Origin of the sequence: Microcoleus sp. M2_D5 (assembly GCF_036701935.1) — a bacterium.
Classification (GTDB): domain Bacteria; phylum Cyanobacteriota; class Cyanobacteriia; order Cyanobacteriales; family Microcoleaceae; genus Microcoleus.
Genome location: NZ_JAUBRP010000018.1, coordinates 73,744 through 82,149 on the forward strand (window position 1 = coordinate 73,744; position 8,406 = coordinate 82,149).

At 44.7% G+C, this 8,406-nt stretch carries 7 protein-coding genes and 1 pseudogene; 3 read left to right on the forward strand and 5 right to left on the reverse strand.

Annotated elements, in window-relative coordinates; translation table 11 throughout:
• The 3 genes and pseudogenes from QUA50_RS10460 to QUA50_RS10470 form a co-directional block, all read right to left on the reverse strand.
• Positions 1 to 904: pseudogene (locus QUA50_RS10460) on the reverse strand (WD40 repeat domain-containing protein); the annotation flags it as partial.
• 1 nt (position 905) lies between these two features.
• The gene (locus QUA50_RS10465; protein ID WP_333265143.1) at positions 906 to 3,155 is read right to left on the reverse strand and encodes a WD40 repeat domain-containing protein; all 2,250 of its coding nucleotides are present in this window, start codon (positions 3,153 to 3,155) and stop codon (positions 906 to 908) included.
• A 1-nt stretch (position 3,156) separates the two neighbouring features.
• Positions 3,157 to 4,530: a transcriptional regulator gene (locus tag QUA50_RS10470; RefSeq protein WP_333265142.1), complete on the reverse strand. Its 1,374-nt coding sequence runs from the start codon at positions 4,528 to 4,530 to the stop codon at positions 3,157 to 3,159.
• Between the two features lie 344 nt (positions 4,531 to 4,874).
• Between QUA50_RS10470 and QUA50_RS10475 the strand changes: the two genes are divergently transcribed.
• On the forward strand, positions 4,875 to 5,516 hold the full coding sequence (locus QUA50_RS10475; RefSeq protein WP_333265141.1) for an ATP-binding protein: 642 nt from the start codon (positions 4,875 to 4,877) through the stop codon (positions 5,514 to 5,516).
• 54 nt (positions 5,517 to 5,570) lie between these two features.
• A complete protein-coding gene (locus QUA50_RS10480) occupies positions 5,571 to 6,290 on the forward strand; it encodes a response regulator transcription factor (protein ID WP_333265140.1) in 720 nt (239 codons plus the stop codon).
• Positions 6,291 to 6,398: 108 nt separating this feature from the next.
• Here the strand turns inward: QUA50_RS10480 and QUA50_RS10485 are convergent, their stop codons facing one another.
• A complete protein-coding gene (locus QUA50_RS10485) occupies positions 6,399 to 7,361 on the reverse strand; it encodes a glycosyltransferase family 9 protein (protein ID WP_333265155.1) in 963 nt (320 codons plus the stop codon).
• A 172-nt stretch (positions 7,362 to 7,533) separates the two neighbouring features.
• Here QUA50_RS10485 and ispD point away from each other — a divergent pair, with 172 nt between their 5' ends.
• A complete protein-coding gene (gene ispD, locus QUA50_RS10490) occupies positions 7,534 to 8,226 on the forward strand; it encodes a 2-C-methyl-D-erythritol 4-phosphate cytidylyltransferase (protein WP_333265139.1) in 693 nt (230 codons plus the stop codon).
• Here ispD and QUA50_RS10495 read toward each other — a convergent pair.
• Positions 8,214 to 8,406 (reverse strand): hypothetical protein (locus QUA50_RS10495; protein ID WP_333299493.1); only part of this gene is annotated, 193 nt, incomplete at its 5' end. The genes ispD and QUA50_RS10495 overlap by 13 nt on opposite strands.

An 8,406-nucleotide genomic window follows, 5' to 3' on the forward strand; every position in this document is an offset into this window, starting at 1 on the left:
AAATCGCCCGTTTGCCGTCGGGGGTGACAGCAACTGCATTTACCAAGTCGCTATGACCTTTGAGAGTAAACAGTTCCTTTCCAAATGTTAAATCCCAGACTTTGAGGGTGTTGTCCCACGAACCAGAAATTGCCCGCTTGCTATCAGCAGTGACGGCTACTACATATACTGAGTGCCTATGACCTTTGAGAGTAAACTGTTCCTTTCCAGTTGTTAAATCCCAGACTTTGAGGGTGTCTCTGGAACCAGAAATCGCCCGCTTGCCATCAGCAGTGACGCCTACTACATATACCCAGTCGCTGTGACCTTTGAAAGTAAATTTTTCCTTGCCAGTGGTTAAATCCCAGACTTTGAGGGTGTTGTCCCACGAACCAGAAATTGCCCGCTTACTATCAGCAGTGACGGCTACTACATATACTGAGTCGCTGTGACCTTCGAGGGTGCGTAGTAGTCCACTCCAAGGGGGAGTAAAACAGGGTGTCAAAGGACGCAACCAAGCTGCTGCATTCCCCTGCTTGGCTACCTCCAGCATTGCCTGAATTTCCGGAATATTAAAGTAAAGTAAGCGCTCTAACAATTGCTCCGCCAGTTTGGTCTTATCTCGCTCCAAAATATCGGCTGAAATCCACAGTACCACTTGAATCAAGTTCAGGGATTTCGCTTTTTCTCGGTACTTAGGGTGAGTTAATACTTCTGAATTGTCAACTAAATTAAAATCATCAATCAGTGCCTGTACCCCAAATTCAGGATGCTGAATCTTTGCCATCAAAAAGTTAAAATCAGTCAGTTTTTGATAATACTTTTCTAACTGACCTGACTTGATATAATTTGGCAGTAAGCTGCCCAGATAAGCACGTTGATAGGAAAGTGGTTTGGCCGCTAACTTGTCAGCAAAGTCTACCATCTCAATCTATCCCCTGTTCTAAATACTCAGTAATCCCTTCTAGTCGCAGGAAATATACGCGGCCGGATTCGTCGCCTGCCACAATTGTGACTCCATCGGGTGCAATGGCGCAACAGGCGATCGAACTTTTACACGCGAAACTAGCAATGACATTTCCACTCGCCAAATCCCAGACTTTGATTGTGTTGTCTCTTGAACCAGAAATCACCCTCTTCCCATCGGGAGTGATGGCTACTGCTTTTACTGAGTCGCTGTGACCAGTGAGAATAAACTCTTTCTTTCGAGTTGTTAAATCCCATACTTTGAGGGTTTTGTCTTTTGAACAAGAAATTGCTCGCTTCCCATCAGCGGTGACAGCAACTGAATTTACCGTTAATGAGTAACCATGACCTTCAAGAGTAAACTCTTCTTTTTGAGTTGTTAAATCCCAGACTTTGAGTGTTTTGTCTGATGAACAAGAAATCGCCCGCTTCCCATCAGTAGTAACGGTTACTGCTTTTACCCAGTCGCTGTGACCAGTGAGAGTAAACTGTTCCTTCCGAGTTGTTAAATCCCAGACTTTGAGGGTTTTGTCCAAAGAACCGGAAACTGCCTGCTTGCCATCAGTAGTAACGGTTACTGCTTTTACCCAGTCGCTATGACCAGTGAGAGTAAACAGCTCCTTTCCTGTTGTTAAATCCCAGACTTTAATGGTTTTGTCCGACGAACCAGAAATCGCCCGCCTACCATCAGCACTGACAGTAATTGCATTTACCGATTTACTGTGACCAGTGAGAGCAAAAAGTTCCTCTCCTGTTGTTAAATCCCAAACTGTGATGGTCTTGTCCGATGAACCAGAAATTGCCAGCTTACCATCAGCAGTGACAGCTACTGCATTTAGCGAATTACTGTTACCTTCAGAAGTAAACTCTTCCTTTCCAGTTGTTAAATTCCAGACCTTGATGGTGTTGTCCCAGGAACCAGAAATCGCCCGCTTGCTATCAGCAGTGATGGCTACTGAATTTACAGAGTTGCTGTGACCAGTGAGAGTAAACTCTTCCTTTCCAGTGGTTAAGTCCCAAACTTTGAGGGTGTTGTCTCTTGAACCAGAAATCGCCCGCTTGCCATCGGCACTTATGGCTGCTGCTTTTACCAAATATCTGTGACCGATGAGAGTAAACAATTCCTTTCCAGTGGTTAAATTCCAGACTTTGAGGGTGCCGTCAAAAGAAGCAGAAATTGCCCGTTTGCCATCAGCAGTGACAGCAACTGCATTTACTGAGTTGCTGTGACCTTCGAGACTAAACTCTTGCTTTCGAGTTGTTAAATCCCAAACTTTGAGGGTGTTATCTGATGAACCAGAAATCGCCCGTTTGCCATCAGCAGTGACAGCAACTGCATTTACCGAATTGCTGTGACCAGTGAGGGTAAATTCTTCCTTTCCAGTTATTAAATCCCAGACTTTGAGGGGGTTGTCCAAAGAGCCAGAAATTGCCCGTTTCCCATCAGCAGTGACAGCTATTGCTGTGACCCAGCTTTTATGACCGGTGAGAGTCAACACTTCTTTTGTAGTGGTTAAATCCCAGACTTTGAGGGTGTAGTCATCTGAACCAGAAATTGCCCGCCTGCCATCAGCAGTGAGGGCGACTGCATATACTGAGTTGCTGTGACCAGTCAGAGTAAATTCTTCTTTTCCAGTGGTTAAATCCCAGACTTTGAGGGTGTTGTCCTTTGAGGCAGAGATTGCCCGCTTGCCATCAGCAGTGACGGCTACTGCATTTACCGAGTCGCTGTGACCGATAAGAGTGCGTAGCAGTCCCCTGCCAGGGGGAGGTAAACAGGGTGTCAAAGGACGCAACCAGGGTGCTGCTTTCCATTTCTTGGCTACCTCCAGCATTACCTGAATTTCTGGTATTTTAAAGTACAGCAAGCGCCCTAATAATTGACCTGTTAGTTGCGTCTTATCTCGATCTAAAATATCGGCTGACATCCATAGGACCGATCGAATCAAATTCAGAGCTTTTACTTTCTCAGGATTGTACTCTGGGCGATCGAGCGTTTCTACATCATCAACTAAATTAAAATCATCAATAAGTGCCTGCACCCCAAACTCAGGATGCTGAATCTTTGCCATCAGGAAGTTAAAATCTGTCAGTCTTTGATAATATTTTTCTAAATTACCGGACTTAACATGATTTGGCAGCAAGCTGCCCAGATAAGCACGTTGATAGAAAAGTGGTTTGGCAGCTAACTTATCAGCAAATTCTCCCATTTCACCTCAACCCCTCTTCTAAATACTCAGCAATCCGTTGATTTACTTCCCGAAAAATTCTGCGGTTTGAATCCATCTCCCGTTTGGTTGTCAGAAAGTCAAGGAAACTAGCATGATAGATGGTATAGCAGATTTCTCCGTCGTCTAAATTCTGCTTTTTCAAATACTCAACCCACTTATCTAAAACCTTTCCGACATCGCATTCATCCACCTTGGCAATTCCCGCAATCATCTCGCAGGGAATCGGGGTGGCAATCTCTAGTAAGATATACAAGACATTCTCCATCAATTGCCCTGGCTTAGCTTCCATCCCCATCCCTACCCAATGGCTTTGATAATACTCTTGCAGCCCGTCTGGCAATTGCTTTAAACTCAGGTCATTGTAATCGCCCTTAGCAATTGCTGGCAAAACATACCGCAAATACATAAAATTATTTTCGCTTTTGTTTGCCACTTGCTCGACAAAACTTGTATCGGTAATGCTGCGGGTTTGAATCCAGTTTCTCAGTTTATCTTTATACTCATAATCTGTATTAATCATATACTCAATATACTTTTTGATATCCTTCTGATTGAAATGAACATAGTCGCTGTCTCTTAAATCTAACTCTTTTACCGGAACTCCCGGAGATACAGCCAGCCGCCTTTGACCGAGGTTAAAGGGTCGCCTCGTCAGCAGGAAATATACGTTATTAGGCAGAGTTGTCGGCAAATGTAAAAGATTTTCTCCCGGTTCTTCTTGTTCAACTTCATCCAGTGCATCAATTGCAATTACCAAACGATCGCCCGCCGTGAGTTTTCCCGCCACCTTTGCCAGTAATGTCGGTAAATCGGCGTCTTCTGAATTTGGCAATTGATAGCGGTCAATTAATTGCCGGCGAATGCTCTTCAAAAACAATTCTGGTCTGTTGCGGCGTTCGACGAGAATATTGAAATAGCAGGGACATTTGTGTTCCCAGACGTATTTGGCAACGATCGAGCTTTTGCCCATTCCCGCATCCCCGACGATCGTAAAATAACCGTGAGGATTTTCGGTGATAAATTGCTGAAACGTCTCAAAAACAAATTGGCGACCGCAAAACCTCCGAATTTTTTCTTCTATTAACGATATAAATTCTTCAGGGTAGGGGGCAACTACTGGTTGTGATGGTTGATAATACTTCTGTATTAATCTAGTCCGCAGAATCCTCAACTTACCTGCACCTGCGTGGTGAGCGAGTTCAGGAAAACTGGCTGAAAACCTACTGTAAATCTCTCCCAACCGCTGTTTTACAGTAGCTTCTGCTATGTTGAATTTTCCTGAAAGCTGTACGTGATTGAGGGGTTCTCTTTCAGGAGAGGAGAGTGCTGCTAATAATGTTTCTGTGTGTTCCATCGATAATCCATGTGTCCCAGATTCGCCTCTAAGGAATTCTTGCCAATCCATCTAGGTTAACCCCTAATTTAACTTTATTACAACTTACGCCTCATGCACTTAAATCATCCTGAGCCTCGCGAAGGATCTCTTAGACGGCTGGAATGCTTCCCAGTCCTGATTCTTGCGAAGGATAGGGACTCTGCATCACAGTAGTTTAATTATACCTTGAGTATACTTTCATTATACCGACCTCTAATAGACCTAAGTTTATACCTCTGGTCAACTTCACTCAATTAAAGTGATGCGATGATTTGATCAGAACACAGACAAGCAGTTATTGATAAACAAGAGAGGTCAGTCAAATGAATTTTAAATTATTCGGAAACTCGTACGGTGACGAAGATTTTAGCGAAATCGATGAAATAGGCAAAATAGGTATAAAACTTATTGGCAAAATTGCCGATGAGCTAAGTTATACACGCACCTCTGCCGGTCGAAACTGTCTGTTAATTGTCAAATATTTTCAGCCCGGTATAGTACCACCCCAACCTAGCACTCAAGCGGATTTTTTTAAGCGTGCGATTGACGTTTTACATAGCTTTAACTGGCTTCAAGAGCAACGAACTCCCCAATCCGATCGAAGTTATAACCAGAAACCACTTCACAAAATAAAGCTTCAAGTAAATAGCGAACTCAAGGCTGTTACTCAAGTTTTATGGTGGGTTGATACAGTTTTTTTAGAGCCTCTACCCATTCCCGAAGCAGTTTTGCAGCTTTGTAAACTTGCTGCGATCGAGGGTTTTGCCCATGCTGTTCGCCACGCCCACACAAATCTGTCAGTTGAAACTCCGAAAATCGAGCTGGCGATCGCAGTATTTAACGATCGCCTAGAAATCGAAATTTGGGATTGGGGCAAGCCTTTTGACCTCAAGACCAAGCTGAAAAAAGAATTGCCTGAAAAAACTCTGTTTAGTTGGAACGACTTGGGCTTTACTCTTCACTAAAGCTGTTCTGAAATTGCCATCCTTCCATTGACAACTGAAACGAACTTTTTTGTGATGATTACTGATACTGCTCCCAAGATTCTCGTTGTTGAGGATGACCCATCCATCCGCACTCTAGTTCATCGTTTTTTAACTCAGAAATATCAAGTAGATTCGGCAGCAGATGGCGATACGGCTTTAGAATTGTTTGAGAAATTCAAGCCACTGCTAGTAGTTCTCGATTGGAATTTGCCGGATACTACAGGCTATCACCTCTGCCAGGAAATGCAGCGCCGTACTAATGTTTTTGTGGTAATGCTAAGCAGCCGCACGGACGAAGCTGATAAACTTAAAGTCCTGTCTGCAGGTGCTGATGACTATATCTGCAAACCCTTTGGTTTGGCGGAGTTGGCAATTCGTATAGAAGTTGTGTTGAGACGCATGAGGCCTGTCACTCCATCGCGTATTGTATTCGATCGATTCGCGATCGATTCAGCACGTCGGGAAGCAACACTCAACGATCGCATTATCAAGTTAACAGCCTTGGAATTTAAAATATTGTATTTTTTGGCAAGTCATTCCGGTCAATCTTGGAGTCGCCAACAGCTAATCGAAAAAATCTGGGGGTGGAACTGCAACGACACAGGAGAAGAGAACGTTGTTAGCGTACATATCGGTCAGATTCGCAAGAAAATGATTCAAGCTGATGCTACGGGGTCGCAGTTTATTAAAACTATTCGGGGTTACGGTTACAGGTTCGAGCCGCCCTCGCCCACTACAATGGCAATTTCCTAAGCTCATCGGCATTAACCACTTGATTTTGTGAAAAACCTAGCCTCTAGATATGGGTTCCCAGGCACAGCCTGGGAACCAGCTAAAAGTCCTGACTGCGAACCTTTGTTTTTAGCCGCCCCAAACTTTCTTTAAAACCTCTTGAGGAGAGATGTCTGCCATTTTGCCAGTAGGAGATTTAATGCCCAAAAATCGATCGCTCTTTGGCAACAATTTCGCCGGTTCAGTCGGGCCAAACAAAGCTATTGTATAAGTTTGAACCGCCACAGCTAAGTGCATCGGCGCACTGTCAGTACATATCATCAAATTAGCAGCAGCAATGGTGGCAGCCAACTTGCCGACATCATCCGGCGAGATCACTTTTACATTCGGACATGACTCGACTAACTTTGCCACGAAATCTGCATCTTCGGGGCCTTTCACAACAACAAGGGGCAAATTCGGCTGCCGCTGCTGACAATCTTCAATTATTTGCTTCCAGTTGTCTGTAGGGTAAATTTTGTCAATACCTTTAGACACAGCTAATTGACTCGAACCCCCGTGAATTAGAATGTATCCGCTTTCTTTTACGCCCAACCGCTGCTGTTCGGCTTCCGCCCACTGAATGTCCTGTTTTGGTACATTAATTGCGATCGCCGGACAAGGATTTGTAATGTTAAATCCTTGCAGCAAATCATGGTACATTGAAGCGGCGTACTGTTCAGTTTTCAGCGGTACAGCAGCAGTGAGAAATCGAGCACCGTTGGTTCCAGAATAGCCAACTCTCTGCGGAATGCCAGTCAGCCACAGCAGCAGCCCTACAGTCCACCGCTGGCCGAGGGAAATCACTGCTTCGTATTCGCGATCGCGAATTACGCCCAGTAAATTGCCCCAATCTGCCATCGCGTTGCGGTCTTTGAAATTGTATGTCAAGACTTCTTTGACGGATTTGCAGACTCGGTAAGCACCCTTTGCCCTCGGTTCCACGATGACATCAATTTGCGCGTCGGGATAAGACTGCTTGAGGTCATCAAGAGTGGGGAAAAATAAAATTTGGTCGCCAATCCCGCCAGGGACAAGTGCTAGTATTCGCATCATAAACGATCGGGCTATTATTGATCGAGGTAGCTCTCAGAGATCGGCTTTCAACTATCAGCTTATAGTATTTCTAGACCTTAAAAGCTACTGGCTGACAGCTAAACAACTGACTCAAAAGTACAGGACGCTCTTATTATATATATCTAGTTGCGTTAAAAACGGTTAGTAAATGCACTTATTAATTCCTGCAGCGGGTTCGGGGCGACGGATGGGGAGTCAGCGGAACAAACTGCTGCTGACTTTGCTGGGGAAACCTTTGCTGAGTTGGACTTTGGCGGCTGCTGAAGCTTCGCAGCAGATTAGCTGGATTGGCATCATGGGCCAGCCAGACGATTTTCCTGATTTTAAAGCAATTCTGAGCGATTTATCTTTGGTTAAGCCCGTGGAACTGATTCAAGGAGGCGCCACCAGGCAAGAGTCAGTTTACAACGGTTTGCAGGCTTTGCCCCCCAATGCCGATCGAGTGTTGATTCACGACGGCGCGAGGTGTTTGGCAACTGCTGAATTGTTCGATCGATCGGCCGAGGCCCTCTTGACCTGTCCGGGCTTGATTGTAGCCGTCCCGGTCAAGGATACGATTAAGGTCGTAGATGAGCGTCGGATCGTGCGAGATACCCCAGACAGAAGCAATTTGTGGGCTGCCCAGACTCCCCAAGGATTTGAAGTGAAATTGTTAAAGCAGTGTCACGAAGAAGGGCGACAAAAAGGTTGGGAAGTTACCGACGATGCAGCTTTGTTTGAAAAATGCGGTTTACCAGTGCAAATTGTGGAGGGAGAAGAGACGAATTTGAAAGTCACAACGCCCGTAGATTTAGCACTAGCTGAATTTATTTTGCGACAGAGAACCGATCAGAGTAAATAGAATTTGTTGAGTATTTTTAAGAACGGGCAAGATGCCCGTTCCACAATCAATAATCTGTGAGTTGTGGAACAGGCATCTTGCCCGTTCAATAATAATAATAATTTGTGAGTTGTGGAACAGGCATCTTGCCCGTTCAATAATAATAATAATTTGTGAGTTGTGGAACAGGCATCTTGCCCG